At 63.5% G+C, this 26,428-nt stretch carries 25 protein-coding genes and 1 pseudogene; 11 read left to right on the top strand and 15 right to left on the bottom strand.

Annotated elements, in window-relative coordinates:
* The first annotated feature begins 185 nt into the window (after positions 1–185).
* The 4 genes from CK230_RS12100 (at position 186) to carB (ending at position 5,846) form a co-directional block, all read left to right on the top strand.
* A complete protein-coding gene (locus tag CK230_RS12100) occupies positions 186–542 on the top strand; it encodes a helix-turn-helix transcriptional regulator (protein WP_095817368.1) in 357 nt (118 codons plus the stop codon).
* Between the two features lie 5 nt (positions 543–547).
* A complete protein-coding gene (locus CK230_RS12095; protein ID WP_095817367.1) occupies positions 548–1,306 on the top strand; it encodes a metallophosphoesterase family protein in 759 nt (252 codons plus the stop codon).
* Between the two features lie 74 nt (positions 1,307–1,380).
* Complete coding sequence (locus tag CK230_RS12090) at positions 1,381–2,184, top strand: SH3 domain-containing protein (RefSeq protein WP_095817366.1); 804 nt, start codon at positions 1,381–1,383, stop codon at positions 2,182–2,184.
* 158 nt (positions 2,185–2,342) lie between these two features.
* Entirely contained in the window at positions 2,343–5,846 is a 3,504-nt protein-coding gene (gene carB / locus CK230_RS12085; protein WP_095817365.1) for a carbamoyl-phosphate synthase large subunit, read from the top strand.
* A 1-nt stretch (position 5,847) separates the two neighbouring features.
* Here carB and CK230_RS12080 read toward each other — a convergent pair whose 3' ends face one another.
* From CK230_RS12080 to CK230_RS12065, 4 genes are all read right to left on the bottom strand, one after another.
* Positions 5,848–7,008: a branched-chain amino acid ABC transporter substrate-binding protein gene (locus tag CK230_RS12080; RefSeq protein WP_095817364.1), complete on the bottom strand. Its 1,161-nt coding sequence runs from the start codon at positions 7,006–7,008 to the stop codon at positions 5,848–5,850.
* A gap of 100 nt (positions 7,009–7,108) precedes the next feature.
* Complete coding sequence (locus CK230_RS12075) at positions 7,109–7,501, bottom strand: RidA family protein (RefSeq protein WP_095817363.1); 393 nt, start codon at positions 7,499–7,501, stop codon at positions 7,109–7,111.
* A gap of 223 nt (positions 7,502–7,724) precedes the next feature.
* Positions 7,725–8,285 carry a DUF4142 domain-containing protein gene (locus CK230_RS12070; protein WP_095817362.1) on the bottom strand — a complete coding sequence of 187 codons (561 nt, stop codon included), beginning with the start codon at positions 8,283–8,285 and terminating at the stop codon, positions 7,725–7,727.
* A 100-nt stretch (positions 8,286–8,385) separates the two neighbouring features.
* Positions 8,386–9,141, bottom strand: a complete 756-nt coding sequence (locus CK230_RS12065; RefSeq protein WP_095817361.1) for a DUF899 family protein — start codon at positions 9,139–9,141, stop codon at positions 8,386–8,388.
* A gap of 161 nt (positions 9,142–9,302) precedes the next feature.
* Here CK230_RS12065 and CK230_RS12060 point away from each other — a divergent pair, with 161 nt between their 5' ends.
* Positions 9,303–9,641, top strand: coding sequence for a hypothetical protein (locus tag CK230_RS12060; protein WP_095817360.1), 339 nt, complete (start codon positions 9,303–9,305; stop codon positions 9,639–9,641).
* On the opposite strand, the gene CK230_RS12055 is transcribed toward CK230_RS12060, so the two are convergent.
* The 5 genes from CK230_RS12055 to CK230_RS12035 form a co-directional block, all read right to left on the bottom strand.
* On the bottom strand, positions 9,638–10,462 hold the full coding sequence (locus CK230_RS12055) for a carbohydrate ABC transporter permease (RefSeq protein ID WP_095817359.1): 825 nt from the start codon (positions 10,460–10,462) through the stop codon (positions 9,638–9,640). The two genes, CK230_RS12060 and CK230_RS12055, sit on opposite strands and share 4 nt — an antisense overlap.
* 1 nt (position 10,463) lies before the next feature.
* Complete coding sequence (locus CK230_RS12050) at positions 10,464–11,336, bottom strand: sugar ABC transporter permease (RefSeq protein ID WP_095817510.1); 873 nt, start codon at positions 11,334–11,336, stop codon at positions 10,464–10,466.
* Between the two features lie 65 nt (positions 11,337–11,401).
* On the bottom strand, positions 11,402–12,664 hold the full coding sequence (locus CK230_RS12045) for an ABC transporter substrate-binding protein (protein WP_095817358.1): 1,263 nt from the start codon (positions 12,662–12,664) through the stop codon (positions 11,402–11,404).
* 427 nt (positions 12,665–13,091) lie between these two features.
* Positions 13,092–13,589 (bottom strand): N-acetyltransferase, encoded by a 498-nt coding sequence (locus tag CK230_RS12040; protein ID WP_095817357.1) that lies wholly within the window; start codon positions 13,587–13,589, stop codon positions 13,092–13,094.
* Positions 13,590–13,623: 34 nt separating this feature from the next.
* A complete protein-coding gene (locus CK230_RS12035; protein ID WP_095817356.1) occupies positions 13,624–14,604 on the bottom strand; it encodes a transglycosylase SLT domain-containing protein in 981 nt (326 codons plus the stop codon).
* 165 nt (positions 14,605–14,769) lie between these two features.
* On the opposite strand from CK230_RS12035, the gene CK230_RS12030 reads away from it, so the two are divergent.
* On the top strand, positions 14,770–15,339 hold the full coding sequence (locus CK230_RS12030) for a methylated-DNA--[protein]-cysteine S-methyltransferase (protein ID WP_095817509.1): 570 nt from the start codon (positions 14,770–14,772) through the stop codon (positions 15,337–15,339).
* Positions 15,340–15,354: 15 nt separating this feature from the next.
* Here CK230_RS12030 and CK230_RS12025 read toward each other — a convergent pair whose 3' ends face one another.
* Positions 15,355–15,684, bottom strand: coding sequence for a hypothetical protein (locus CK230_RS12025; protein ID WP_095817355.1), 330 nt, complete (start codon positions 15,682–15,684; stop codon positions 15,355–15,357).
* Between the two features lie 345 nt (positions 15,685–16,029).
* On the opposite strand from CK230_RS12025, the gene CK230_RS12020 reads away from it, so the two are divergent.
* Positions 16,030–16,242 (top strand): cold-shock protein, encoded by a 213-nt coding sequence (locus tag CK230_RS12020; RefSeq protein WP_027168154.1) that lies wholly within the window; start codon positions 16,030–16,032, stop codon positions 16,240–16,242.
* 535 nt (positions 16,243–16,777) lie between these two features.
* On the opposite strand, the pseudogene CK230_RS12015 reads toward CK230_RS12020, so the two are convergent.
* The 3 genes and pseudogenes from CK230_RS12015 to CK230_RS12005 all read right to left on the bottom strand — a co-directional run bounded on the left by CK230_RS12015 (position 16,778) and on the right by CK230_RS12005 (position 19,356).
* A pseudogene (locus tag CK230_RS12015) lies at positions 16,778–17,388 on the bottom strand (glutathione S-transferase family protein).
* 220 nt (positions 17,389–17,608) lie between these two features.
* Positions 17,609–18,469, bottom strand: coding sequence for an EAL domain-containing protein (locus CK230_RS12010; protein WP_095817354.1), 861 nt, complete (start codon positions 18,467–18,469; stop codon positions 17,609–17,611).
* On the bottom strand, positions 18,466–19,356 hold the full coding sequence (locus CK230_RS12005) for an EAL domain-containing protein (RefSeq protein WP_095817353.1): 891 nt from the start codon (positions 19,354–19,356) through the stop codon (positions 18,466–18,468). Before CK230_RS12005 ends, CK230_RS12010 begins: the two co-directional genes overlap by 4 nt.
* A 217-nt stretch (positions 19,357–19,573) precedes the next feature.
* On the opposite strand from CK230_RS12005, the gene CK230_RS12000 reads away from it, so the two are divergent.
* Entirely contained in the window at positions 19,574–20,776 is a 1,203-nt protein-coding gene (locus tag CK230_RS12000; protein ID WP_095817352.1) for a pyridoxal phosphate-dependent aminotransferase, read from the top strand.
* 65 nt (positions 20,777–20,841) lie between these two features.
* Here the strand turns inward: CK230_RS12000 and CK230_RS11995 are convergent, their stop codons facing one another.
* Together CK230_RS11995 and CK230_RS11990 are read right to left on the bottom strand one after the other, a co-directional pair.
* The gene (locus CK230_RS11995) at positions 20,842–21,237 is read right to left on the bottom strand and encodes a cupin domain-containing protein (RefSeq protein ID WP_095817351.1); all 396 of its coding nucleotides are present in this window, start codon (positions 21,235–21,237) and stop codon (positions 20,842–20,844) included.
* Positions 21,238–21,277: 40 nt separating this feature from the next.
* Positions 21,278–21,829 carry an isoprenylcysteine carboxylmethyltransferase family protein gene (locus CK230_RS11990; protein ID WP_095817508.1) on the bottom strand — a complete coding sequence of 184 codons (552 nt, stop codon included), beginning with the start codon at positions 21,827–21,829 and terminating at the stop codon, positions 21,278–21,280.
* A gap of 152 nt (positions 21,830–21,981) precedes the next feature.
* Between CK230_RS11990 and CK230_RS11985 the strand changes: the two genes are divergently transcribed.
* The 3 genes from CK230_RS11985 to CK230_RS11975 all read left to right on the top strand — a co-directional run bounded on the left by CK230_RS11985 (position 21,982) and on the right by CK230_RS11975 (position 26,419).
* Complete coding sequence (locus CK230_RS11985; RefSeq protein WP_095817350.1) at positions 21,982–22,839, top strand: alpha/beta hydrolase; 858 nt, start codon at positions 21,982–21,984, stop codon at positions 22,837–22,839.
* A 349-nt stretch (positions 22,840–23,188) separates the two neighbouring features.
* Positions 23,189–25,237: an elongation factor G gene (locus tag CK230_RS11980; protein WP_095817349.1), complete on the top strand. Its 2,049-nt coding sequence runs from the start codon at positions 23,189–23,191 to the stop codon at positions 25,235–25,237.
* A 681-nt stretch (positions 25,238–25,918) separates the two neighbouring features.
* On the top strand, positions 25,919–26,419 hold the full coding sequence (locus CK230_RS11975) for an isoprenylcysteine carboxylmethyltransferase family protein (RefSeq protein WP_095817348.1): 501 nt from the start codon (positions 25,919–25,921) through the stop codon (positions 26,417–26,419).
* Positions 26,420–26,428: the final 9 nt, after the last annotated feature.

The following is a 26,428-nucleotide window of genomic DNA, read 5'->3' as shown; positions in this document are numbered from 1 at the left end:
GTCCTTAGTTCAAAAGTTATTGAACAATTGGACATAGAAGGGCATGATGTCAACCGAGCCGGGACAAATAACTGAACCCTGCTGACAGCCCTGTGTCAGGACGGGGCTGGAAGGAAGAGGCTGTGTCTACCGGCAGGGAAAGGAGCCGCGTTGAAGTTCGTGCCGTTTGTGCTTAATTCTGGGTCATGACCTTGCCCCATCCAGCCACCGACCAGATCAGCCTGCCGATCGTGCTTGCCGTGCTCGGCGATCCGACCCGGCTTGCCATCGTGCGCTATCTGGCTCGCAAGGAAGGCGTGCCGATGAACTGCAGCAAGTTCCTCGACCTCGCCTCCAAGACCAATCTCAGCTACCACCTCGCCAAGCTGCGCGAGGCGGGCGTCACCCGCAGCGAAGCGGTCGGCACCAGCCGGCTGATCACATTGCGCCGCGACGACCTCGACAGGCGTTTCCCTGGCCTGCTCGACAGCGTGATTGCCGCGGCTGACGGCGATAAGGATCTGCCGGCGGTCGGTGTGTCCGAAGTCGAGGTTTCGGCCTGAAACGCATGCGCATCGCAGTCCTCGCCGACATCCATGGCAACGTGCTCGCATTGAACGCCGTGCTCGACGATCTCGAGCGCCGTGGCGGCGCCGATCTCACCGTCAATCTCGGCGACTGTGTCTCCGGCCCGCTCTGGCCGCGCGAGACGATGGAACGGCTGCAGGCGCTCAAGCTGCCGACGGTGCGGGGCAACCATGACCGCCGCGTCGCGCAGGACCCGGCCGACGAAACCATGTGGCCGTCCGATCGCTACGCAAAGGAGCGGCTGACATCGGCGCAGCGCCAAGCGCTGCTCGACTTGCCGCTTCGACTGGAGATCGCGCCCGGCGTCGTCGCCTTCCATGCACGGCCGGACCATGACGAGAAATACCTTGCCGACGCCATTGTCGACGGCCAGCTGGTGCGGGCGCCGCTTGACGCGATCAGGCGCCGGCTGAAGCCGCTCGATCCGGCCTGCCGCCTGGTGCTGTGCGGCCACAGCCACCGCAGCGAGCTGATCTGCATCCCCGACGGTCCGGTCATCTTCAACCCAGGCAGCGTCGGCTGTCCGGCCTATGACGACGACACGCCGCCGGCGCATGTCTCCGAACAAGGCTCGCCGCACGCCCGTTACGGCATCGTCGAGCTTGGAGCGGACGGCCGTCCCCGCCGCTTCGAGAGCATTGCCGTCGACTACGACCATGAAGCCGCCGCAAAGCAGGCCGAACAAGCGGGAAGACCGGAATGGGCGCAAGCGCTGCGAACCGGTTTTATAAAGGATTGAGCGCAGCTCATTTCCAGGATTGAGGGAACCTCATATCCAGATTGAGCGCCACGATTGAAGTGCATGGCCGAGGGATGAAGCGCAAAGTTACGCTCCGATCGACACTGCTGATCGCCGCTCCTTTGTGTCTGGCCGCCCTCCCGGCCCTGGCTCAGGATGCGCCAGGCACAATCGTCTCGATCATCGGTGGCCTCGCGCCGGATGATTTGCTCAACATCCGCGCCACCGCTTCGCCGGGCGGAAAGGTGACGGCGCGGCTGCCCAACGGCGCGGCGGTGAAGAACTACGGCTGCAAGACCGTCAACAACAATCCATGGTGCAAGGTCGAGGACACGCAGGACGCACGCCTAACCGGCTGGGCGCCCGCTCGCTATCTCAGCCCCAATAACCCAGCGTCGCCTTCTAAGGACACCGCCGCGCCGGCGGCCGCGGCTGCCGCGCCTCAGCCACCTCCCGAAGAGCCGCAGGCCGACATAGCGGCGCGCCTGGGCGGCGGCGAGCCGGCCGATCCGCCTTCCGCGACCGAGATCGTCAGGATCGCCATGCAGGACGCCTACGGTCTCGCTTTCGTGACTTCGGCGAGCACCGAATCCGACGCCCCTGCCCCGGACGCGGCCGGCGGCATCCCCTGCGCGCGCCACATCGGCCAGCCGATGACCCGCTGCGCGGTGACCGTCGCGCGCAAGGATGGCGACAGTGATGTCACGGTGACTTGGCCGGATGGCGGTGCGCGCATCATCACCTTCCATGGCGGCCAGCCGAGCAGCTCGGACTCGGCCGAAGAATTCCGCTTCACCCGCGAAGGCACGCTCAACATGATCCGGATCGGCGTTTCAGAGCGCTTCGAGATCACGGATCAGCTGGCGCTGGGGGAATAGCGGGCCAACCCAAAAACCCGCATTTTCGGGGTTACATCCCGCAAAACTCTTCCCTATAAGGCCCTCCTAGCCTGATACCAGAATCGCAAGCACAACCGGCCGGGTCCTCCCCCGCCCGGTTTTTCGTGCAAGCCGCTCGCCGAACGGATTTTTCGACTATGCCAAGACGCACCGACATCAAGTCGATCCTGATCATCGGGGCCGGCCCCATCGTCATCGGCCAGGCCTGCGAGTTCGACTATTCCGGCACCCAGGCCTGCAAGGCGCTGAAGGAAGAAGGTTTCCGCGTCATCCTGGTCAACTCCAATCCGGCCACCATCATGACCGATCCGGAGCTGGCCGACGCCACCTATATCGAGCCGATCACACCCGAAGTGGTGGCCAAGATCATCGCCAAGGAGCGGCCCGACGCGCTGCTGCCCACCATGGGCGGCCAGACGGCGCTCAACACGGCGCTGTCGCTGCGCCGCATGGGTGTGCTCGACCGCTACAATGTCGAGATGATCGGCGCCGATGCGCATGCCATCGACAAGGCCGAGGACCGCGCGCTGTTCCGCCAGGCGATGAGCAAGATCGGCCTGGAGACGCCGCGCTCGATGCTGGCCAACGCCACCGACGTCAAGAACGCCGACCGCAAGACCCATGAGGCCGAGCGCGCCTCGTTGAAGGCGGAGAACCCGCAAAACCTCGACGCCGCGCTCGACGCGCTGGAAACCCGCTGGAATCTCGGCGAAGGCGACCGCAAGCAGCGCTATATCAGCCATGCCATGGCGATCGCCGCCCAGGCGCTCGACCATGTCGGCCTGCCGGCGATCATCCGCCCCTCCTTCACCATGGGCGGCACCGGCGGCGGCATCGCTTACAACCGCGCCGAATTCTACGACATCGTCCAGTCCGGCCTCGACGCCTCGCCCACCACCGAGGTGCTGATCGAGGAAAGCGTGCTCGGTTGGAAGGAGTATGAGATGGAGGTCGTCCGCGACAAGGCGGACAATTGCATCATCATCTGCTCGATCGAGAACCTCGACCCGATGGGCGTGCACACGGGCGACTCGATCACCGTCGCGCCGGCGCTGACCTTGACCGACAAGGAATACCAGATGATGCGCAACGCTTCGATCGCGGTGCTGCGCGAGATCGGCGTCGAGACCGGCGGCTCCAACGTGCAGTTCGCAGTCAACCCGGCCGACGGCCGTCTGGTGGTCATCGAGATGAACCCGCGCGTCTCGCGCTCCTCGGCGCTGGCCTCGAAGGCAACCGGCTTCCCGATCGCCAAGGTCGCGGCCAAGCTTGCCGTCGGCTACACGCTGGATGAGTTGGAGAACGACATCACCGGCGGTGCGACGCCGGCTTCGTTCGAGCCGACGATCGATTATGTGGTGACCAAGATCCCGCGCTTTGCCTTCGAGAAATTCCCCGGCGCCGAGCCGGTGCTGACCACCGCCATGAAGTCGGTGGGCGAAGTGATGGCCATCGGCCGGACCTTCCAGGAATCGCTGCAGAAGGCTTTGCGCGGACTGGAGACCGGCCTGACCGGATTGGACGAGATCGAGATCCCCGGCCTCGGCCATGGCAGCGCGCCCGCCAGCCACACTGACGACCGCAACGCGATCCGTGCAGCACTCGGCACGCCGACGCCGGACCGGCTGCGCATGGTGGCGCAAGCGATCCGCATGGGCACCTCGCTGGAAGACGTGCACGCCATGTGCAAGATCGACCCGTGGTTCCTCGAGCAGATCGCCGGCATCATCGCCATGGAGGAACGCATCCGCGAGCATGGCCTGCCGCAGGATGCCGTCAATCTGCGCATGCTGAAGGCGATGGGCTTTTCCGACGCCCGCCTCGCCTCGCTGACCAAGACCGACGCCGAAGTCGTCCAAAAGGCCCGCGAAAAGCTCGACGTTCATCCGGTCTACAAGCGCATCGACACCTGCGCCGCCGAGTTCGCCTCGCCGACCGCCTACATGTACTCGACCTATGAAGTGCCCTTCGTCGGCGAGCCGGCCAACGAGGCCCGCGTGTCGTCGCGCAAGAAGGTCGTCATCCTCGGCGGCGGCCCGAACCGCATCGGCCAGGGCATCGAGTTCGACTATTGCTGCTGCCACGCCGCCTTTGCGCTGCGCGATGCCGGCTATGAAGCGATCATGGTCAACTGCAATCCGGAGACGGTCTCGACCGACTACGACACCTCCGACCGCCTCTATTTCGATCCGCTGACGGCGGAGGACGTGCTGGAAATCCTGCGCGCCGAGCAGGCGTCGGGCGAACTGGTCGGCGTCATCGTCCAGTTCGGCGGCCAGACGCCGCTGAAGCTGGCGGACGCGCTGGAAAAGGCCGGCATCCCGATCCTCGGCACCTCACCCGACATGATCGACCTGGCCGAGGACCGCGACCGCTTCCAGAAGCTCCTTCACAAGCTCAACCTCAGCCAGCCGAAGAACGGCATCGCCTACTCGGTCGAGCAGGCGCGCTTGGTCGCCGGCGAGCTCGGCTTCCCGCTGGTGGTGCGCCCGTCCTACGTGCTTGGCGGCCGCGCCATGCAGATCATCCATGACGAAAGCATGCTGCAGACCTACCTGCTCGACACCGTGCCCGGCCTGGTGCCGGAGGACATCAAGCAGAAATACCCCAACGACAAGACCGGCCAGATCAACACGCTGCTCGGCAAGAACCCGCTGCTGTTCGACACCTATTTGTCCGGCGCCATCGAGGTCGATGTCGACTGCCTGTGCGACGGCAAGGAGACCTTCGTCTCCGGCATCCTGGAACACATCGAGGAGGCCGGCATCCATTCTGGCGATAGCGCCTGCTCGCTGCCGACGCACTCGCTGCCGTCCGACCTCGTCGACGAGTTGGAGCGGCAGACGGCGGCGCTGGCCCGCGCGCTCAATGTCGGCGGCCTGATGAACGTGCAATACGCGATCCAGGACGGCACGGTCTATGTGCTGGAGGTCAACCCGCGCGCCTCGCGCACCGTGCCCTTCGTCGCCAAGACCATCGGGCGGCCGATCGCCAAGATCGCGGCCCGCATCATGGCCGGCGAGACGCTGGAAAATGCGTTCGCCCATTACGGCGCCATGCCCGACCCGCGCAATCCCGGCCACATCGCGGTCAAGGAAGCCGTCTTCCCCTTCGCCCGCTTCCCCGGCGTCGACATCCTGCTCGGGCCGGAAATGCGCTCGACCGGCGAGGTCATGGGCCTCGACCGCGATTTTGCGCTGGCCTTCGCCAAGAGCCAGCTCGGCGCGGGTGTTGATCTCCCCCGCGCGGGCACGCTGTTCGTCTCGGTCCGCGACGAGGACAAGAAGGGCATCCTGCCGGCGGTAAAACGCCTCGCCGGCCAGGGTTTCAAGGTGCTGGCCACCTCCGGCACCGCCCGCTTCCTCGCCGAAAACGGCGTGGTGGCCGAAAAGATCAACAAGGTGCTGGAAGGCCGCCCCCACATCGAGGACGCCATCCGCAACCGCCAGGTCCAGATCGTCTTCAATACGACCGACGGCCAGAAGGCGGTGTCGGACTCGAAGTCGCTCCGCCGCGCGACGCTGATGCAGAAGGTGCCGTATTACACGACGCTGTCGGGCGCAGCGGCAGTGGCGGAGGCGATTGCGGCGTTAAGGGCGGGGAACTTGGAGGTGCGGCCGCTGCAGGAGTATTTTGGATAATCTATGGAGATTGGAAATCCAGCATGAGCGTGCCGTCTCCTCGCTTCTTCCAGACGTACATTGTTACGTCACGCTGATTCCGGTCCCCCTTCGCGTCGAAGGTGAGGTTGCCCAACACGGTCGGAATTGGCTGACCGGATTTTATGGAAGCCGCAACAGTTCTCGGCGCCTCAGTGCCTGCCATTTCGATACCCTTGGCTACCACTTGGACTGCCGCATAGGATTTGAGCGTGTAGTCTGCCGGCTCGAACCCTTGAGAACGAAAGCGCGCAACAACGTCGGCTGCAGCGGGGTTGCCGCGGTCCTCAAGCGAAAAAGCGACTAGCACCCCCTCCAACGCGGGTCCCGCCTTTCCCGATAGATCGTGGACTAGAGCTCCGTCTCCTGAGATAAATTGAACCTTCAGCCCAGCTTCGTTGGTTTGCCGAACAAGTGGACCAAAATCGTCGGCAAGCCCAGCGAAGAAGAGAACTTCGATCCTCATCGATTTAAGCTTGCCTATGAGGTCCAGAAAATCGCCTTGGCCGGGCTTGATCTTTGTGGCCAGCTTTTCGGGATGCCCCTTTATTCGTAGCGCTTTTCTTGCATGGTTAGCCAAGCCATCACCATAGGGCGTACCGTCACTAACGATCGCAAAATTTTGCGTTGGGAAATGATCGGCCATGTACTCGCCGGCAAACGTGCCCTGAACATCGTCACGACCCGCTGTCCGAACAACATTCCAAAGTTTGAATTCGGTTAGGGCGGGATTTGTTGATGCTGGGCTAACCATCAAAGTGTTGTTCTTGGCGTAGATCGTCGCGGCGGGGATAGAACTGCCTGAGTTGAAGTGGCCAATGACAAAGCGAACCCCGTCTTTTGCCAATTTTTTGGCCAAGGCTATCGCGGTGGCCGGCGTGTATTGGTCATCAAGGACGGTCAGTGCTATCTTGCATCCTCGTACGCCGCCTTTGCCGTTGATGTCGTCTACGGCAAGTTGAGCACCCCGCCGCATCTCCTCTCCATCATACGCCCAATCGCCGGTCATGGGGCCGACCACCGCTATGGGAATATCGGCGCATTTTGCTGCGGCCGACCCCGAGGCCGTCAGCACCGCAGCAGTCAATAGGCCGGCAGCCAATATTGTGAAAACCCGCGACAACGCAGTCCACAGCTCACACATTCCCACCCCTCACAGTATTTATAAGTAATGAACTGGAGGAGGACAGTAACACAGCCCTTCAGTGGATTGGAAGCCCCCGAAAGAATGAATGGACTTCGGCTCAAGCCACCGCCACACACTCGATCTCGATATCGAACTCCATCGGCCAAGACGCCACCGGCACAAAACTCCGCGCCGGCGCGTTGGTCGCAAAATACTTCGCATAGACCCGGTTGATGGCGTTGTAGAAGCCGGAATTGACGGCGTAGATGCGCACCATCACCACCTTGTCCAGCGAGGTCCCGGCCGCTTCCAGGCAGTGCTTGAGCGCCTTCAGCGACGCCTCGGTCTGGGTCTCGATGTCGCCGCGCACCATCTCGCCGGTCACCATGTCGACCGGCGGCGTCGCCGAGATGAACACGAAGCCGTTGGCCCGCACCGCCGTCGAGCACGGCAGGCCGAGCGCCCGCACCTTCGCCGACATAACCGGCACTTCGATGACTTCCTTGTCCATGGTGGTCCTCCTGATTTGCGGAGGAGCTTATCGCGGCAGCGAGGGAACGCCAGCGCCTCTTCTCCTTCCCCCCTTGTGGGGGAAGGTGGATCGGCGCGCAGCGCCGAGACGGAAGAGGGGTGTTCCAGCGGAGTGAGGCGTCGGCATTCCCTGGAGCACCCCTCATCCGACCGAGCTTCGCTCGGCCACCTTCTCCCACAGGGGGAGAAGGGGAAGGTGCCCCTCACTGATGCGCGACCGCCAGGTCCTTCACGTGCTTCTCATGCATCTTCAGCACCGGCAGGGTCTTCTTGGCGAATTCCTTCATCGCCGGGTCGTCGCCGGAATTGGCGTAGGTGGAAAACAGCGCGACAGCATCCTTGTGCGCATCGGTCTGCATCTTGATGTATTTGGCGTCGAAATCCTTGCCGCTGGCGCCCTTCAACTCGTCGAGCATCTGCTGCTCCTTAGGCTGCAGCGCGGGGCCGGCCGGCTTGATCGACGCGGTGGTCTGGCCCTGGCTGAGCGCGGCCTTGAAATCCTCGCCGGCCTTGGTGTGATCCTTGATCATATCGGCGGCAAAAGCCTTGACGTCGGCCGACGCCGACTTCTCTTGCGCCAGCTTGCTTGATTGGATCTCGAACGCATTGGCGTTGGGCACCGTCGTGACGAAGGTCTGGGTATCGACCTTGTTCTCGGTCACCATCGGTCCCACGGCATCCGTGTTGGTGTCGCCTGATTGGGCGAACGCGGCGGGCGCGCCGGCAAGAAGCGCGACGGCGACCAGGGGCAGCAGCGTTTTCATCTCAAAACTCCGATCCGAACAGCCCCTCCGCCATCCCCAACGCGGCATCCGCGTTGGGGTTGCCTGAAAAGGCCGACTGGCTGAACGCCCGCCCTCGCCATCAGTGGCAGTGCGTAGCAGCCGCCTGCCCGGCATATTGCAGCTGCTCGTCCCAGTCCGGCCGGCCCTCCGGCGTGAAATCCATCAGGTTCCACAGGATCTCGCAGGTGCCGATGGCGCGGGGGTCTTGTCCGGGCTCGGACGGCGCGAAGCCAAGCTCCGACGACCAGAAATGGCGGACGCCGTCGGCATCGCGGTGAAACACCGAGAGCAGCGGAAGCTGCGCGCCCTCAGCGTCTTCCGCATTGTAGTCGCGCTTGAAATTGTTGTCGGCCGACGAGACCAGCCGCATGTTTTTCCAGCCGCGGTCGCGGCCGAGCGCCGTCAGATTGTCGAGCCCGGTCTTCGCCACAACCGCGAAGTTGAAGCCCGCCGCCTCGAGATGGCTGACCGCGCCGTCGAACTGGTCGAGCAGCGCGGTGCAGGACGGGCATGGCTGGTCCTGCCGGGCAAGTTTCGCCGTCTCGCCGCTTGCTGCCACATCGCGCGTTTCCTGCGGATGGCGCGGGAACATCATCTGGTAGAGGATCAACGAATCCTTGCCCGGCGCGAAGAGGTCCGGAAGCTTCACTTTTGCCGGCCGGCCCTGGCCGTCCAGGGCGCCGAACACATAGTGCTGCGGCACCAGCCCGCCCGGCGGCAGGGCGCGTCTTGCCTCGGCCACAGCCTCCATGGCGCGGCGCAGTTCGATCTCCTTGCGCAGCAGCCTTTCGCGGGCCGTGCGGTATTTGGCAGATTCATTGGGAAAGGTGATCATGATCGTCTCCTTGACCGGCGCGCCGGCGTCCCGGCACGGGTTGCTCTACAGCCCAAGGACGTGCGGCTCTGATGTGTTCCGACATTTTTTCCTCACCGGAACCAGCCCCGCTTTGCGCTATTCCTTCCGTTGGCTAAACCTTCCGGGAAACGGGGGAGAAAATGAGCGACACAGAAGAAATCGACCTGCGCTGCCCGCAGGTCGTTGCCGACAACGCCGCCAAGGGCTTGCGGCTGCGCCAGCAGTTCGGCCGTGGCGGCACCGAGATCGGCGTCGCCCGCGCCACCGAGCTCAAGAACCGCAGGAACCTGTCGCCCTCGACCATCCGGCGCATGGTCAGCTATTTCGCCCGCCACGAGGTCGACAAGCGCGGCAAGAACTACGGCAACGAGGACAATCCTTCCGCAGGCTATATCGCCTGGCTGCTGTGGGGCGGCGATGAAGGGCGCGCCTGGACGCTCGAGATGAAGAAGAAGGTCGGCAATGCGCCGGATATCTAACCTTTTACCCCGCCGGCAGTGAGGCCGGAGACGATGCGGCGCTGGAAGATCAGCACCAGCACAACCAGCGGCACGGTGACGATCACCGAGGCGGCCATGATGTTGCCCCAGGGGATCTCGAACTGCGAGTTGCCGGACAAGAGCGCGATCGCCACCGGCACGGTGCGCTGCGTGTTGGTGGAGGTGAAAGTGAGCGCGAAGAGGAACTCATTCCAGGCGCTGATGAAGGCGAGCAGCCCGGTGGTGGCGAGCGCCGGCCACATCAGCGGCAGGAAGATGCGCGTGAGGATGGTCCACGGCCCGGCGCCGTCGAGGATCGCCGCCTCCTCGATCTCGACGGGCAGGTCGCGCACGAAAGTGGTGAGCACCCAGACCGTGAACGGCAGCGTGAAGATCATGTAGGACAGGATGAGCGCCAAGAGCGAATTATAGAGATGCAGCGTCCGGATGATCTCGAACAGTCCGGCAAGCGCGGCGACTTGCGGAAACATCGAGACGGACAGGATGGCGAGCATCAGCGCCGCGCGGCCGCGGAAGCGAATACGCGCCAGCGCGTAAGCCGCGGTGACGCCGAGCAGCAGCGAGATCGCCACCACCGCGCCGGAGACGACCAGCGAATTGACGAGATTGCGCAGGAAGGGTCCTTCGGTCAGCACGTTGCGATAATTGGCGAGGCTGAACGTTCTTGGCCAAAGGTTTGCCTGGAACAGCTCAGTTCCCGATTTCAGGCTGGTGACGATGGCGTAGTAGAACGGAAACACCGCGACGAAGACGATCGCGAGAAGCAGCAGATAGAAGGCGGCGCGCTTCAGCATTCGCATGTCAGCGTCCTCCCTCGAAACTCAGCCGTCCAAGCCGGATATAGGCGATGGTGAGCAGGCCGATGATGAGGAAAAGCAACGTCGAGGCGGCCGAGCCATAGGCAAACTTGTCGAACTCGAACAGGTTCTCGCGCGCGAAGATCGACATCGACTTGGTTTGCACATTGTTGGGCGTCAGCACATAGATCAGGTCGAAGATGCGCAACGCGTCGAGCGCGCGGAAGATCACCGCCACCATCACCGCCGGGCGGATCAGCGGCAGGGTCACGCGCCAGAAGATCTGCCAGGGATTCGCGCCGTCGAGCTTCGCCACCTCGAGGATCTCGCGCGGCAGCATCTGCAGCGCCGCGAGGATGAGCAGCGCCATGAACGGCGTCGTCTTCCAGATATCGACGATCAGCACGGCGACCATCGCGGTGTCGGTGCTCGCGGTCCAGGCGATCTTGCTATCGATCAGGCCGAGATTGAGCAGCACGACATTGATGATGCCGAACTGGTCGTTGAGCATCCACTGCCACATCTTGGCCGAGACGATCGTCGGGATCGCCCAGGGGATCAGGATCGCCGCCCGCACGACGCCGCGTCCCTTGAATTCGGCGTTGAGCGCAAGCGCGACGATCATGCCGAGCACCGTCTCGCAGGCCACCGAGATAACGGCGAAGCGCACCGTGTTCCACACCGCCCGCCACCAGACCGGATCGACGAGCAGCCCGTCGTAAAGCAGCCGCCCGCTCGGCAGGCGCAGCACCGAGAAGTAATTGTCGAAGCCCACCCATTGCCGCGCGTCGAGATCGGCCAGCGAGGCATCGGTGAAGCTGTAATAGACCGTACGCAGGAACGGCCAGCCGGCGACGACGCCAAGCACAAAAAGCATCGGCGCGAGGAACAGCCAGGCCGTGCGAACGCGCCGGCGCGCCAGCGGCGATGGCCTTGCCGGCGTCACCAGCCCTTGCCTTTCAGCCTGGTCAGCCGCGCCTCGAGATCGGCGAGATTGTCGGCGGCGGTGCCGTTCCCCGAGATCGTGTTGTGCACGGCCGTCCAGAACTGGCTCGATGCCTCGTTGTATTTGATCCTGGCCGTTGCCGAGGGGCGCGGCTGCGCGTTGAGGAAGATTTCTTTCCAGCGCGGCACGATCGGCTGTTGCCTGGCGATGTCGGGGTCGTCATAGAGCGCCGCGATGGTCGGCAGGTTGGCCGTCTTCAGCGTCCGGTATTTCTGCATCTCGGGCGACGCGATGAACTTCACCAGATCGATCGCGGCATTCGGATGTTTCGAATATCTGGACACGGCAAGGTTCCAGCCGCCCAGCGTCGCGACCGGATGCCCGCCTTCGCCGGCCGGCAGCGGCGCCACGTCGAACTTGCCCTTGATCGGCGAATTCTCGCTGTTGCCGAGCGCATAGGCATAGGGCCAGTTGCGCATGAAGACGGCATTGCCGGTCTGCCAGACGCCGCGCGCCTCCTCTTCCTGATAGGCGAGCGCGCCCGGCGGCGCGATTCCCCCGATCCAGCCCTTGACCTTGTCGAGCGCCGCGGCCGCCTTTGGATTGTTGATTGAGATGCGGCCGTCCGGCTCGATGATCCCGCCGCCGCCATTCGACCTCACCCATTCGAGCGCGTTGCAGGTCAGCCCCTCATAGGCATTGCCCTGGAAGACATACCCCCAGATGTCCTTGTTGCCGGCCGTCCGCTCCTTGTCCATGACGAGCTTCGCGGTGTCCTGCAATTCCTGCCAGGTGGTCGGCACCTTGAAGCCATATTTGCCGAGCAGATCCTTGCGGTAATAGAGCGCCGGCGCGTCGGTGAAGATCGGCAGCGCGACCAGCCTGCCGTCGACGGTCTGCGACTGGATGATCGACGGGAAATGCTCCCCCACCACGTCCCTGGTCGCCTCGGTCAGGTCGACCAGCTGGCTGGCCAGCTGCGGCGCCCAGATGACGTCGGTCTGGTAGACGTCGATATCGCTGCTGCCGGCGGCAAGCCAAAGCCTGTATTGGCCGAACTGGTCGGTGGTCGAGGGCGGGATGACGACGATGCCGACCTTGTTGCCGCTCTTTTTCTCATAGAGGTCGAGGATTTCGCGCAGCACCTTGATGCCGTTGCCGGTGTCGCCCGACACGATCGAGAGCTCGACAGCCCGGGCTTGAGCAGCGGCCAGCAAGATGGTGGCAGCCAACGCCAGGAACGCGGGAACAAATTTCACGGGATTGCGGGCCTCCCTCAGCGGCCGGCGGCGCCATCTCGGCGTCGCGGCTCATCAAGGCCCCTGCGATGAATGCACGATGGCGCGTAGGGTTCCATGCGCTCATGCGCGCCGGTTCAGGCCGACAGGTCGGTGAAGCCGCCTCGGTCGGCTCGACTGCGCCGGCGTCCTGCTTTCCTTCACCCGCTTTTACGAAAGCGGACGGGCTCCGAAACCCCCGCCCCGGAGCCCGTCTGGGAGTGGCTGACGCATGCCGGCACAGCCGCCTCCGACGCCTTGCCCGCGTCGATCCGCCGATCGGCCGCCCGGCACGACGACGCATTAGCATGCCCTAACGTCAGCCTATGTGAAGGAGTTCACAATGCGTGCGCGCAGGTGGTTGCAACATCGCGCCGGAAGCCCGATCCCGGCCGCCGCGCTTTGCGCGTCAGCCTTCCCAGTCGACCGGGACCATGCCGAGCCGCTCATAGAGCCTGAAGGCCGCGGTGTTCTCCACCGTGTTGGTCTTGAGATCGACATGGGCCGCGCCCCGCTCGCGAAACGTCAGGAACACGTGCCGCATCAGCGCCTCGCCGATGCCTTGCCGTCTGGATTCCGGATGGACAGCGAGATCCTTGACGAAACCGGATGTCCAGCACAGCGCCGCGCCCGCCAGCAGGCCCTTGCCGTCGATCACGAGGAAGCAGAGAGCGGGATCGAACTCGGCGTCGCCGGCAATGCGCGGCCACCAGTCGTCGAACGGCCCGTCGGCGCCGTCGTCGAACACCTCTTCCAGCAGCGCGTGCAAAGCCTGCGCATCACGATGTTCGAAAGCGCGCATGACGAAACCTTCCGGCCAATGCGGCGCGGTGAGCGTATCGTCGAGCAGCTTGCGCAGGCGGATGTCGTTGGGAGCCGGCGGACGAGGCGTCGTGTTTTCAGGCATGGCGCTGTCTCGAAACGCCGCGCGGACCGTCCGCTCAGGCGTCGGGTTGCAGGCGGTGGCGCCTGCGGTCGACGCCAAGTCCCGTCGCCTCGAGCAGGCCTTTGCGCTTGGCGTCGTAGTAATAGCCGGTCTGGTAGAGCGTATCGGCCCGCTTGGCGTTGCCGCCCGAGACCAGCCAGGCGCCACGCAGATATTTCACGGCATATTTGAGATTGGTCTCGGCGTCGAACAGGCCGGTCGCCGGGCCGTCGTAACCCATGCCGCGCGCCGTCGCGTGCTTGATCTGCATCAGTCCCCAATGGCCGTGATTATAGGCTTTCGGGTTGAAGGTGCTCTCGCGGTTGACGACATGGCGCACCAGCTCGACCGGCACTTCATAGAGCGCCGAATATTTGTCGATCAGACGCTCGATCTCGCCGCGCGGGCCGCTGGCGTGCTGCTCGGGCTGGCCAGGCGCCGCCAGCAGAGCGGGGTTGTCCGGCGCCACGTAAGCAACCTGCTGGACACCGGGCATCGGGGCGATTTTCGCCGACTGGCCGGTGACCGGCATGGCGACGCCCGCGGTCGTATAGACCGCCGCCTGCTTGATCGATCCCGCCTGTTTGATGGATCCTGGGCCGGTCGGCGAGCCGCCGGCCGTCAGCACGGGCGGCGGCGGAAACTGGCCGGCCATCGGCGTCGCTCCGGCGAAGGCCGCGGGCTGGGCCAGCGCCGCGCCGGGCTGAACAGGCGGCGGCAACAGCGCGCCTTGCGTCGCAAGCGCGCCTGGCGCGGTCGCCATGGCAACGACATCGCCAGTAAGCGCGGCGGTCTGCACCTGCGCGAGGCCGGAAGGCTCCGGCAGCACGGCCACCGTTTCGGGCAGCGCGACCGTCGGCGTGTCGTCGGCCACGACAGGCGTTGAGGCTTCCGCAAGCGTGGGCGCGGCCTTCATTTGCGAGGTCGAGGTGCAACCGCTCAGACCAGCAGCGGCAACGAGCACGCCGAGCGCAGTGAATATGATTTTGGTTGGCAAGCCGTGAGGGTCCGGTTTGTCGGTTGTTAAGGAGTCCTTACACCAGCGATTCACACCCGGCAATCGGGGCCACTAGGCGGTTTTCGGGTGGCGGGAGGAGGGCGGAAATGCCATATTGTTCTGGATATGTACTCGTTTTTCGTTGTTTTTCGGAAGGAAAACGCCATGAAACCCCCATCTGAGATCACGGCCGGCCACGCAGTGTTAAAAACAGTGATCGGCTTCATGGGCATCGCCTGGAACGAGAAGGGCCTGATCAGGCTCTGCCTGCCCGAACGCAGCCGCGAGGCGGTCGAGCGCCGGCTGTTCCGCCACGCCGGTGTTTCAACCTCGACCGACCAGCCGCGATGGGTGGTCGAACTGATCGCCTCGATCAAGGCCTATGCGGCCGGCGAGGACGTCGATTTCTCCGACGTGCCGGTCGACCTCGACGGCGTCGACGATTTTCGCCTCGCCATCTACGCTGCCGCGCGCAAGCTCGGCTTCGGCGAGACAACCACCTATGGCGAACTGGCCAAGCGCGCCGGCCATGCCGGGCTCGCGCGCGAGACGGGTGCTGCGCTCGGCGCCAACCCGGTGCCACTGGTCATCCCCTGCCACCGCATCCTGGCGGCCGGCGGCAAGATCGGCGGCTTCTCCGCGCCGGGCGGATCGGCCACCAAGGAAAAGATGCTGGCCATGGAAGGCGTTCGCGTCGGCCCGCCGCCGGCCGCGCAGGCCTCGTTCGGGTTCTGAGATCCCGCCGGATTATCAGTGGCGATGGGGGAAAAATCGCCGCCGGAAATGGTCGAAGTCCGGCCGCTTGCAGACATAGACGGCGCAGGACCTTGTGTCGGCGCTCGGCACATAGGCGCGCGCCCTCACCTCGCCCGCGTTGCAGAAGCGCTCGTCGCGCACGTAGCGATTATAGAGCGGCAGTCCCGGCACGCGCGTCGACTGATAGCGCAGAATGACGGCGCCCTGTCTGGCGATCGTCGCCTGCACCCGGTCGCAGCTCATACGCGTCGGATCGTAGCGCGACACCGCCTGCGCCTCGGCGGCCAGCAGCAGCAGGCAGGCGGCAAGCAGAATGGTCTTCATGGTTCCTCTCCCAAAGCAACCCGGCGTCAAAACAGACGCTTGGAGCGGTTCGATGTTCCGTGAAACGGCAACCGCTCTCCCCCGTACGGCAAGCGTCCTCATCCCTTCACAACGCGCGGCCGCTGTCAAAACTTCCATTGCCTCCTGATGCGGATGACATGCCGGCTAGCCCCCGGGCTACCCGTCTTGTTTTCTCGCTCAAACTATCCTATATCCGCTCCATTGAATTTGGCCGATCGATCGGGCCGCGATCTTCGCGTTTGCTGACGTCTATCTCCAAAATTTCGATACCGCCGGCCGGACGTTGGTCAGGTCAAACTAAAGCAAATGTGAAGGGCATTCTAAATGGCAACTGGTACGGTCAAGTGGTTCAACGCCACCAAGGGCTACGGCTTCATCCAGCCTGACAATGGCGGCGCGGACGTTTTCGTCCACATCTCCGCTGTTGAGCGCGCTGGCATGACGAGCCTGGCTGAAGGCCAGAAAATCAACTTCGAGATCGAGCAGGACCGCCGCACTGGCAAGTCCGCTGCTGGGTCTCTGAGCAAGGCAGCCTGATTTGGCTTGAGCATTTTGCGGCCAGGCTTTACCGCCCGGCATCGCGGAATGCGGATAAGTAAAGGCGCGCGCCGGACGAAGGTTCGGGGCGCGCGGCAAGTCACGGATGTACTGACGGTCGCGCGATAAGCGCGCCGGAGCGGAAAGACCGACAAGCTGGAACAGCAGATAGCTGCCAGCCCGGGCCGGACGCTCCAATCAGGCTACCGGCATAGGAAGGCGGGCATTGCCCGCCTTTTTTGTTGTCTGGATTTTGGTGATTGGCTTCCTTCTCCGCATTCAGGGCAGGGCAATCGGATGGCTTTGCGAGTTCGGATAACCGGCACGTCTTGACTGGCGTCATCCTCGGGCTTGTCCCGAGGATCTACCAGCCTCCCTGAAATGGTCGCGCCAAATCCACGTGCAACAGCAGATCCTCGGGACAAGCCCGAGGATGACGGCGTTGGGATTGCCTTCGCCAATAAACCATATGCGATTACCCTGCCGTTCACGGGGAGAAGGACGCAGTCGCCTAGGCCTTCGCCGACCGCCAGCGTCAGTCCGGCGCCCACTCGATCGGCACATGCCCCTTATCCGCCTCGACGCGCTTCAACCACTCCACCACGGCCGGATAGGCGTCGAGCTGGAAGCCGCCCTTCTCGGCGGTGTGGGTGTAGGCGTATAGCGCGATATCTGCGACGCTATAGGCGCTGCCGGCAAAGAATGCGTTCCACTCCAGATGCTGGTTCATGACGCTCAGCGCCTTGTTGCCGCGCTCCAGCGTCTGCGCCAGTCGTTCCGGCGTGGCGTCCTTCGCACGTTCCGGAAAAGTCATAAGCGCCTTGCGCACCGCGATATAGGGCTCGTGGCTGTATTGTTCGAAGAACAGCCATTGGTAAGCCAGCGCGCGCTCGTATTTGTCGGCCGGCAGGAAGCGCGTGCCTTCGGCAAGATAGAGCAGGATGGCGTTGCTCTCGGCGATGCGCCTGCCGTCGTCGAGCTCCAGCATCGGCACCATCGCGTTCGGATTCTTGGCTCGTAGTCGGGCTTGCGCGTCGCGCCGGTATGCGAGCTCACCTCGACCCGGGTGAAGGGAATGCCGAGCTTGGCCATCAACAGCCGCGGCTTGTAGCAATTGCCGCTGTCGGCCATGTCGTAAAGGATCATGCCTCTTGCCCTCTCCGAGTCTCCTGGGAACGCTCTAAAGCGCGTCGCGATCCTTCGGATTCGCTCCATGCGCTTTAGGTCTTGATTTTACGCATGTCTTTATCCCGAAACCGGTTCCCACTTCGGGAGACATGCTTTAACGCGCGCGGCCAGGCCCCATCCAGTGATTTGTTTTTGCGAAAAACCATCAGCAACGCTGATGTGTCTTTCGGATCCAGCATCAGCGTTGCTGGTGCAGGGGCACAACCTTGTCGCCGGCGTCGAGCAGGTCATCGACGGAAAGCGGCTCTTCCTTGAAGATCGTGCCTGCGAGCGCCGGGCGGGCGAGATGGAAACCCTGCAGCAGGTCGGCGCCGCCCTCGAGCGCGACGCGCAAGTGCTGGGCATTCTCGATGCCCTCGACCAGCACTTTGGCGCCGCGCTCCTGCAGCATGCCCACCAATGGCCGGAAGAAGCGCTCGGCGGCGGCGTGGCGGCAGAGCGCGCCGAACCAGGCGCCGTCGATCTTGACGATGTCGGGCGCGAGCAGATTGATGCGCGCCTCGGTGGAATGGCCGGTGCCGAAATCGTCGATGGCGATACGGATGCCGTCGCGCCGCATTTCGCGCACTAGGCTGGCAAGAACGTGATCGTCGGCCGCTTGTTCGGTGATCTCGCAGACCAGCAGGCCCGGCTCCAGCGCGAAGTCGCCGAGATGCCTTGTCATGAGCCGGATTTCGGCCAGCGCCCGCCCGAGATGGTCGTTGATCATCGGATTGTAGTTGAAGAACAGCGTGAGCCCCTCGAGGCCGACGTTGCGGTAATTGCCGAGATGCAGCATCCGGCACATCGTTTCGACATACAGCCGGTCGGATGCGGGAACGCCGCCGAAGAAGATCGATGGGGCCACCGGCTCGGCGATGCGGCGCGGCTCGATCAGCCCCTCGACGGCGACCGCCCTGAGCACCCTGTCCTCCGGGGCGAAAATCGGCTGATAGGCGCTCCACAGCCGGAAATCGCCATAGATGCCGAACTGAAGGCCGATCTCGTCGGCGAAGATCGCCTTGGCGACGTTGCGCCGTCTCTCATGCTTTTCGTTCATGGCGCGACCTTGCGCCCGAATACCCTTGCCGGCCGCGACCGCGTCGCCGGAGCCGTAGGGCTTGAGGCAGCCGATACCGTGCTCTCTTCGGCCGGAGGCTGCACGAAGCCGCGAAAGCTGGTGGGCGCAAGTTCGGGCCGGGCAAGCACATAGCCTTGTACCATGGAAGCGCCGGCTTTCTCGGCAAGCTCCAGTTGCCAGCCTTCCTCGAGACCTTCGAAGACGGTGTGGATGCCCTGGGTTTCGAAGCCCTTCACCATGGCCGTCAGCAACGCGAAGCCGGCGCCGGACTCCATCAGATGCGTGATCCACTGCGCATCGAACTTGACGATGTCCGGCTTCAGTTCCTTGATCCGGTGGATGTCGGATTCATCGGCGCCATAGTCGTCCACCGCGATGCGGAAGCCATTGGCCCTCAGCGCCTCGACGAAACCGTAAAGCGCTTCCTGCGAGGCCGACTTCTGCTCGGTCACCTCGCAAACGATGCGGCGCGGATCGATACCGGCTTCGTGCAGCACCAGCCGCATATCGCGCAATGCCTTGTCGGCAATGCTGCGATCGGTGAACACCGACGGGTCGAAATTGATGAAGATGGACGCCTCCTGCGGCAGGCAGGCACCGGCGTTCAAAAGATGCAGCGTGCGTGTCAGCGCCTCGATGTGCAGCCGGTCGGCCGCCGGGCAGGTGCCGAAGAACGCCGTCGGCGACTGCGGCTCGCCGTCGCGGAACGGCCGGATCAGCCCCTCGAACGCGGCGACCGAAAGCTTGCCCTCCTTGAAGGCGAAGATCGGCTGGAACGCGCTTTGCAGCGTGTAGATGCCCCAGACACCGGTTGAGGTGCCGTCATCATGACGGATGATGTGGGCAAGTCCGATGCTGCGCGACAAGGTTTCTCGCTCCGCGAATTGGCGCAATCCGATCTGCGATCCTGCCAGCCAAGGGTTTACCGGCCGTTGATGAATTTAGCGTTGCCGCTCACGCAGGCTGACTTTGGTCACGTCTCCTTGACCTCTGGCTCATCGCACAATGCTTGCGCTTGGCGCGATGATGCGACATGAGAGGCGCCGCGGCCGCTCCTGGCCGCTTCCTAGGAGACATTTTGTCATGGCCTTTCTTGCCGACGCCCTTTCCCGCGTTAAGCCTTCCGCGACCATCGCGGTGACGCAGAAAGCGCGCGAGCTGAAAAATGCCGGCCGTGACGTGATCGGCCTCGGCGCCGGCGAGCCGGACTTCGACACGCCCGACAACATCAAGAACGCGGCGATCGAGGCGATCCGCCGTGGCGAGACCAAGTACCCGCCGGTGTCGGGCATCGTGCCGCTGCGCGAGGCGATCGCAAAGAAATTCAAGCGCGAGAACAATCTCGAATACCGGCCCGAGCAGACCATCGTCGGCACCGGCGGCAAGCAGATCCTGTTCAACGCGTTCATGGCGACGCTGAACCCCGGCGACGAGGTCATCATCCCCCGCCCCTACTGGGTGAGCTATCCGGAAATGGTGGCGATCTGCGGCGGCACGTCGGTCTTCGCCGACACCTCGATCGACAACGGCTTCAAATTGACGGCGGATGTGCTGGAAAAGGCGATCACGCCGAAGACCAAATGGCTGTTGATGAATTCGCCGTCCAACCCGTCGGGCGCCGCCTACACGGAGGCCGAGCTCAGGGCGCTGGCCGATGTGCTGCTCAAGCATCCGCATGTCTGGACGCTGACCGACGACATGTATGAGCATCTGACCTATGGCGACTTCGTCTTCAAGACCATCGCCGAGGTCGAGCCGAACCTCTACGAGCGCACGCTGACGATGAACGGCGTGTCGAAAGCCTATGCCATGACCGGCTGGCGCATCGGCTACGCCGCCGGCCCGGTGCCGCTGATCAAGGCGATGGACATGATCCAGGGCCAGCAGACCTCGGGCGCCTGCACCATCGCGCAATGGGCATCCGTCGAAGCGCTCAACGGGCCGCAGGACTTCATTGCGAAGAACAAGGCGATCTTCCAGGGCCGGCGCGACCTCGTCGTCTCGATGCTCAACCAGGCGCGCGGCATCTCCTGCCCCTCGCCCGAAGGCGCCTTCTATGTCTACCCGTCCTGCGCCGAGCTGATCGGCAAGAAGACCAAGGCCGGCAAGGCGATCGACACCGACGAAGCCTTCTGCTCGGAACTGCTCGACGCCGAAGGCGTGGCGGTGGTGTTCGGCTCGGCCTTCGGCCTCGGTCCGAATTTCCGCATCTCCTACGCGACGTCGGAAACCTTGCTGGAGGAAGCCTGCACGCGCATCCAGCGCTTCACCGCATCGCTGACCTGAACGGCGCAAGAAGCGCCGAACGCGAAGAACCCGGCGTCACGCCGGGTTTTTTTGTCGGGTTCATCCTAACCGCCATATTGCTCGTCGGAAACCTGCTCGAGCCAATCGGCATGGACGCCGTCCAGTGCCTCCTGCATGGCGATATGGGTCATGGCGGTTTTCCATCCGGCGCCGTGCCAGTGTTTCTCGCCCGGCGCGAAGGAGATGACGTCCCCTGCCCTGATCGTCTGGATCGGCTCGCCCCAGGTCTGGGCAAGTCCGGCGCCGGCCGTGACATAGAGTGTCTGCCCGAGCGGATGCGTGTGCCAGTAAGTGCGCGCGCCGGGCTCGAAACTGACCAGCGTCGCTCTGAGCCGCGCCGGCGCCTCTTTCTCGATGATCGGCGTCTGCAGCACCCGTCCGGTGAAATAGGTCCCCGGCGCGATGATCGTCGGCACACTGCCGCACGCAATGATCTTCATCTGGCAATCCTTCCGTTGGGCAACCCTGCCTTGGTGTCGGCTACCACCCCAGCCGCGGCCAGAACAGGCCGGCTCGACCCCGATACGCCTGGTAATCGCTCGCCAACAGCGTACGCGAAAACTTCTTTTCTTCGCCGAGCGCGGCAACCACATAGAGGACGGTGATCCCTGCGACCGGCACCACGGCCCAGATCGACCAGGTCGCGATCCCCCATCCGATCCAGAAAATGATGTATGATGAGTAGAAAGGGTGGCGGATATAGCGGTAGGGACCATCGGTCAGCAGGCTGTGCGGATTATCGGGCGCGAAGGCGAAATGCAGCCGCGCCCTCCGCGAGGTGACGATCGCCCACCAGAAGAGGACAGAGCTTGCCAGTTCGACGGCGAGCCCGGCGAGCTTTGCCGGAACCGGCTGCGATTGGATCCACAGGATTGCGAGAAAGAAAAGCGCCGTAGCAATCACCACTGCTGAAATCACCATGGCGCCTGGAAACATGGCCTGCAATTGGAAATGCGCCCGCATCGACCAGACATATTGGCCAATGGTCGCGATGCTGCATATCGAGACGAGAAGATCGAGGAGTGGTTCCATCATAGGGGGTTTCCGCGGTGCTTGCCATCCAGCCGGTAGCCACGCGCCGGCCGTTTATTTCCAGGAACCCTCTCTTAACCACATGCTTAAAGAAGATATAGAGCCCCGGATGCGATGTTGGCCACCAGCCAAATCCGAGGATTTAATACAGTATGAGCGTCACTGACCGCACGATCCGCACGCCGCAGGCCGATTTGCGCCTCAGCCAGTCGTCTGGATCCGGCATGCCCATCGTCATGATCCACGGCTCGGGAAGTTCGCGCGCCGTGTTTGCGCGTCAGTTCGACAGTCCACTCGCCGATGCCCACCGGCTGATCGCTTTCGACCTTCCCGGCCATGGCGACTCCTCCGATGCTCGCGACCCAGCCGCAACCTATACGATCACCGGCCTCGCCCAGACCACAGCCCACCTTCTGGATACCCTGGACATCGGCCACGCCATCATCTTCGGCTGGTCGCTCGGCGGCCATGTAGCGATTGAACTTGCCAGCTTCCATCACGCGGTGAACGGTCTTGTGTTGACCGGGGCGCCGCCGGTGTCGAGGGGACCGCTCGGCATGTTGCGTGCCTTTCATGCCAACTGGGACATGCTGCTCACCTCCAAGAAGGTTTACTCCGAACGCGACATCGAGCGCTTTGAGGCGTTTTGCTTCGGCGACAGCGCAAGTCCGTCTTTCCGCGAGGCCATAAGGCGCACCGACGGCAGGCTGCGCTCGGGCGTGGCGTTCGGCATGTTTGCCGGCAAGGGCGCCGACCAGAAGCAGGTGGTTGAGAATGCCCCGTTCCCGGTCGCGGTGATCAATGGAGAGCATGACCCGCTCGTGCGCCTGAGCTACTTCGAGACACTGGCCTACGCCTCGCTGTGGGAACGGTGCCATGTCATATCCGGCACCGGCCATGCGCCGTTCTGGGAAAAGCCGGACCTGTTCAATCCGCTGCTGTTATGCTTTGCCGAGAGGGTGGTCAAGCAGAGCGCAGCCAGGCCGGTGCGCCGAACCGAGGCCAGCTGAGCCTTTATCGACATCTTCCGGTTCTGGCTTCTCAACCACATCATCAATGGGTGGCGCGAACGGGCCCAATTGGCAGGTGCCAGCTTGGCTTTTTAGCGGTCGTGGTCTTGCTCTCACGGGCTGACAACGAGGAAATCGCGGCCTGACGAACCCAAGCCGGCGAACATCCTATTTCTCTTGCCCTCCCGGCAAACCCGTGTGACGATGGCCTTGGGAAGGGGTGGATAAACCCCGCTCGCGACGGCCGAACAGGCCGGCCGCCGCTCTGCACAGGGTGCGATCGGACGCAAAAACCGTTTTCCACTTTTGCTGATCGCTCTCTTGGGAAACGCCTGAGTGGAGGTCAGCCATGGGTACTCGCGCCGGAGGACGACGCACGGGACCGAAATGCATCGCCATAGTCGGTCCCTTTGCAAGCGGTAAGACGACACTTCTCGAAGCAATTCTCGCCCGCACGGGCGCCATTCCCCGCCAGTCACCCGTTTCATCGGGCAACACCGTCTCCGATCATTCGCCCGAAGCCCGCGCCCACGCCATGAGCGTCGAGGCGACCTTCGCCACCACCGATTTCATGGGCGAGCAGATCACCTTCGTTGATTGCCCCGGCTCCATCGAATTCGCCTTCGAGGCCGAGCCAGTGCTTGCCGCTTGCGACCTCGCGGTCGTCGTCGCCGAGGCCGACGAGAAGAAGATCCCGGCGCTGCAGCTCATCATGCGCAAGCTCGACGATCTCGCCATTCCGCGCATCCTGTTCCTCAACAAGGTCGATAAGGCGATTGCAGGCGTGCGCGAGACGCTGAAGATGCTGCAGCCGGCAAGTTCGGTACCGTTGCTGTTGCGCCAGATCCCGGTGCGCAAGGACGGCATCGTCATCGGCTCGATCGATCTGGCGCTGGAGCGCGCCTACATCTATCGCGAATACGCCGAAAGCCAGGTCGCCGAGATCCCGAATGACGACAAGGCGCGCGAGCTGGAAGCGCGTTTCTCCATGCTGGAGACGCTTGCCGATCACGACGATCACCTGATGGAGCAATTGCTGGAGGAGATCGAACCGCCAAAGGACGCGATCTTCGACGATCTTTCGGCCGATCTGCGCGCCGGCGCGGTGACGCCGGTGCTGATCGGCACGGCCGAGAAGGGCAATGGCGTGCTGCGCCTGTTGAAAGCCATTCGCCACGACGCGCCGGACATCGAGGCGACGAGGAAGCGCCTCGGCGCGCCGGAAGGCCAGACGGTGGTGCAGGTGATGAAGACCATTCACACCGCGCATGGCGGCAAGCTTTCGGTGTCGCGCGTGCTTTCAGGCCAGTTGGCCGACGCGGCCGAGCTTTTCCTTTCCAACGGCGACACGACGAAGGTATCCGGCATCTACCGGATGCTCGGCAAGGACCAGATCAAGCAGACATCCGCCAAGGCGGGCGACACTGTCGCGCTCGGCAAGCTCGACAACGTCAAGACCGGCCAGACGCTGAGTTCGGCCAAGGGTGGCATCCGGCCATTGGCCACGCTCGAGCCGCCGCAGCCCGTCTTCGCCTTCGCGCTTCGCCCCAAGGAGCGCAAGGATGAGGTCAAGATGTCGGCCGCGATCCAGCGGCTGGCCGAGGAAGACCCATCGCTCAGCCTGCGCCACAACCAGGACTCCGCCGAAACCGTCCTGTCGGGCCACGGCGAGATGCATCTGCGCGTGGTGCGCGAACGCCTCGAGGGCAAGAACCAGATTCCGATCGAGGGCCATGCACCGGCGGTGCCTTACAGGGAGACGATCCGCAAAGGAACGCAGCAGCGCGGCCGCCACAAGAAGCAGTCCGGCGGCCACGGCCAGTTCGGCGATGTGGTGATCGAGATCAAGCCGCTGCCGCGCGGTTCCGGCTTCCAGTTCTCCGACACCATCACCGGCGGCGTGGTGCCGAAGACCTATATCCAGTCGGTCGAGACGGGCATTCGCGACTATCTGAAGACGGGCCCGCTCGGCTTCCCGGTCGTCGACGTTGCCGTCAACCTGTCGGACGGCTCCTACCACGCCGTGGACTCCTCCGACATGGCCTTCCAGATGGCGGCCAAGCTGGCGATGAAGGAAGGCATGGCTGCCTGCTCGCCGGTCCTGCTGGAGCCGATCATGAAGGTCGAGATCGTCACGCCTTCCGACGCGACCTCGAAGATCATCGCGCTGATCCCGCAGCGGCGCGGCCAGATCCTCGGCTATGACGCGCGGCCGGACTGGCCGGGCTGGGACGTTGTCGAAGCGACCATGCCGCAGGCCGAAATCGGTGACTTGATCATCGAGCTGCGCTCGGCCACCGCCGGTGTCGCCAGCTACAAGGCCGCTTTCGACCATATGGCCGAGCTCACCGGTCGGCTCGCCGACGAAGCGATGAACGCCAACGGCAAGGCTGCCTGAACAAATCGGTCTGCCTGACTGTTGGAGATATGAAAACGGCGTCCGGTTCGCCCGGACGCCGTTCTATTGCGGACCGTTTTCCTGGGAGGCAACAGCTGGTCCGCCGCATCCGGAAAAAATGGTTCGGACGCGGTAGCTGCCTGAGCCCGGCCATTTCGAGTGATGCCCCCATCTCTCGAACCGACCAACCGCGTCCTATAATCTACTTAAACCATAGACTGCGTCTGCGACATGTTACCCGATGTTACATGTCACTGTTACGTGGCGGATCTGGTCGTGTTTTGCCGGCTCGAAAGCGCGCGGGCAACAAAAAAGCCGGATCAATAAAGATCCGGCTGAGTTTGATTGGAAGTGCCGATTAGGGCTAACCTCCAGAGGGGAACACTCAAGGGCGCTAATGGGAGGAGAACGCGCCCCGGAGATGTGACTATATATGTGCTCATCATGCCCAAGAAACAAGCATCTATTTTGCAACACACGCATGCAAAAAGACGCAGGCTGTGGTCCAACCTATTCGAGGAAGCCATAGGACCAGAAAAATAGGGCGATTCCGCCGTATTTTTGGATCAAAAGTGACTGCTGTAATGCAAAATGCAGCCAATTTTGCTCTGAACCGCGTAAATCGGCAAAATGATGCCGACTTTGGCACGCCAAGTTTATTTTTGCGGCAGGAGTCCCCGAATGCGTAGTTTTTCAGCAATCGCCGGCAGCGCGCTGTTTCTGGTCGTCGCGCCGGGCGTCGTTGCCGGGCTGGTGCCGTGGCTGCTGACCGACGGCTACCACGCGCCACTGTCGGTGGTACGGGGCTTCGTGGCTGCCGGCTCGATCCTGGTGGTCGTGGCGACCGCGATCCTGCTTCATGCCTTCGCCCGCTTCGCGCTTGAAGGTCTAGGCACGCCGGCGCCGGTGGCGCCTACCGAGAAGCTGGTGGTCGGCGGCATCTACCGCCATGTCCGCAACCCAATGTACGTGGCTGTGCTGGCGATCATCCTTGGCCAGGCACTGATCTTTTCGAGTTGGGCGCTCCTGGTCTACGGTCTGATCGCCGCTGCGGCGATGATCTCCTTCGTCAAGCTCTATGAAGAGCCGACGCTCGCCCAGCGCTATGGCGGAGAATACGAGGCCTACCGCCGCGCCGTGCCCGGCTGGCTGCCCCGCTTCACACCCTGGCGCGGGCAGTAGTCTCGACCG

Source organism: Mesorhizobium sp. WSM3859, from assembly GCF_002295065.1.
In the GTDB taxonomy this organism is placed as follows: Bacteria; Pseudomonadota; Alphaproteobacteria; order Rhizobiales; family Rhizobiaceae; genus Mesorhizobium.
The sequence above is the reverse complement of the archived record's forward strand: the minus strand, read 5'-3'. Positions and strand labels throughout refer to the sequence as shown.

Coding starts and splice junctions, on each gene's coding strand:
- CK230_RS11975 (WP_095817348.1), top strand. CDS start 25,919: ATGCGTAGTTTTTCAGCAATCGCCGGCAGCGCGCTGTTTCTGGTCGTC.
- carB (WP_095817365.1), top strand. CDS start 2,343: ATGCCAAGACGCACCGACATCAAGTCGATCCTGATCATCGGGGCCGGC.
- CK230_RS12040 (WP_095817357.1), bottom strand. CDS start 13,589: ATGCCTGAAAACACGACGCCTCGTCCGCCGGCTCCCAACGACATCCGC.
- CK230_RS12025 (WP_095817355.1), bottom strand. CDS start 15,684: ATGAAGACCATTCTGCTTGCCGCCTGCCTGCTGCTGCTGGCCGCCGAG.
- CK230_RS12020 (WP_027168154.1), top strand. CDS start 16,030: ATGGCAACTGGTACGGTCAAGTGGTTCAACGCCACCAAGGGCTACGGC.
- CK230_RS12030 (WP_095817509.1), top strand. CDS start 14,770: ATGAAACCCCCATCTGAGATCACGGCCGGCCACGCAGTGTTAAAAACA.
- CK230_RS11985 (WP_095817350.1), top strand. CDS start 21,982: ATGAGCGTCACTGACCGCACGATCCGCACGCCGCAGGCCGATTTGCGC.
- CK230_RS12055 (WP_095817359.1), bottom strand. CDS start 10,462: ATGCGAATGCTGAAGCGCGCCGCCTTCTATCTGCTGCTTCTCGCGATC.
- CK230_RS12010 (WP_095817354.1), bottom strand. CDS start 18,469: ATGAACGAAAAGCATGAGAGACGGCGCAACGTCGCCAAGGCGATCTTC.
- CK230_RS12060 (WP_095817360.1), top strand. CDS start 9,303: ATGAGCGACACAGAAGAAATCGACCTGCGCTGCCCGCAGGTCGTTGCC.
- CK230_RS12095 (WP_095817367.1), top strand. CDS start 548: ATGCGCATCGCAGTCCTCGCCGACATCCATGGCAACGTGCTCGCATTG.
- CK230_RS12065 (WP_095817361.1), bottom strand. CDS start 9,141: ATGATCACCTTTCCCAATGAATCTGCCAAATACCGCACGGCCCGCGAA.
- CK230_RS12080 (WP_095817364.1), bottom strand. CDS start 7,008: ATGTGTGAGCTGTGGACTGCGTTGTCGCGGGTTTTCACAATATTGGCT.
- CK230_RS12100 (WP_095817368.1), top strand. CDS start 186: ATGACCTTGCCCCATCCAGCCACCGACCAGATCAGCCTGCCGATCGTG.
- CK230_RS11995 (WP_095817351.1), bottom strand. CDS start 21,237: ATGAAGATCATTGCGTGCGGCAGTGTGCCGACGATCATCGCGCCGGGG.
- CK230_RS12050 (WP_095817510.1), bottom strand. CDS start 11,336: ATGCTTTTTGTGCTTGGCGTCGTCGCCGGCTGGCCGTTCCTGCGTACG.
- CK230_RS12000 (WP_095817352.1), top strand. CDS start 19,574: ATGGCCTTTCTTGCCGACGCCCTTTCCCGCGTTAAGCCTTCCGCGACC.
- CK230_RS12070 (WP_095817362.1), bottom strand. CDS start 8,285: ATGAAAACGCTGCTGCCCCTGGTCGCCGTCGCGCTTCTTGCCGGCGCG.
- CK230_RS11990 (WP_095817508.1), bottom strand. CDS start 21,829: ATGGAACCACTCCTCGATCTTCTCGTCTCGATATGCAGCATCGCGACC.
- CK230_RS12090 (WP_095817366.1), top strand. CDS start 1,381: ATGAAGCGCAAAGTTACGCTCCGATCGACACTGCTGATCGCCGCTCCT.
- CK230_RS12075 (WP_095817363.1), bottom strand. CDS start 7,501: ATGGACAAGGAAGTCATCGAAGTGCCGGTTATGTCGGCGAAGGTGCGG.
- CK230_RS11980 (WP_095817349.1), top strand. CDS start 23,189: ATGGGTACTCGCGCCGGAGGACGACGCACGGGACCGAAATGCATCGCC.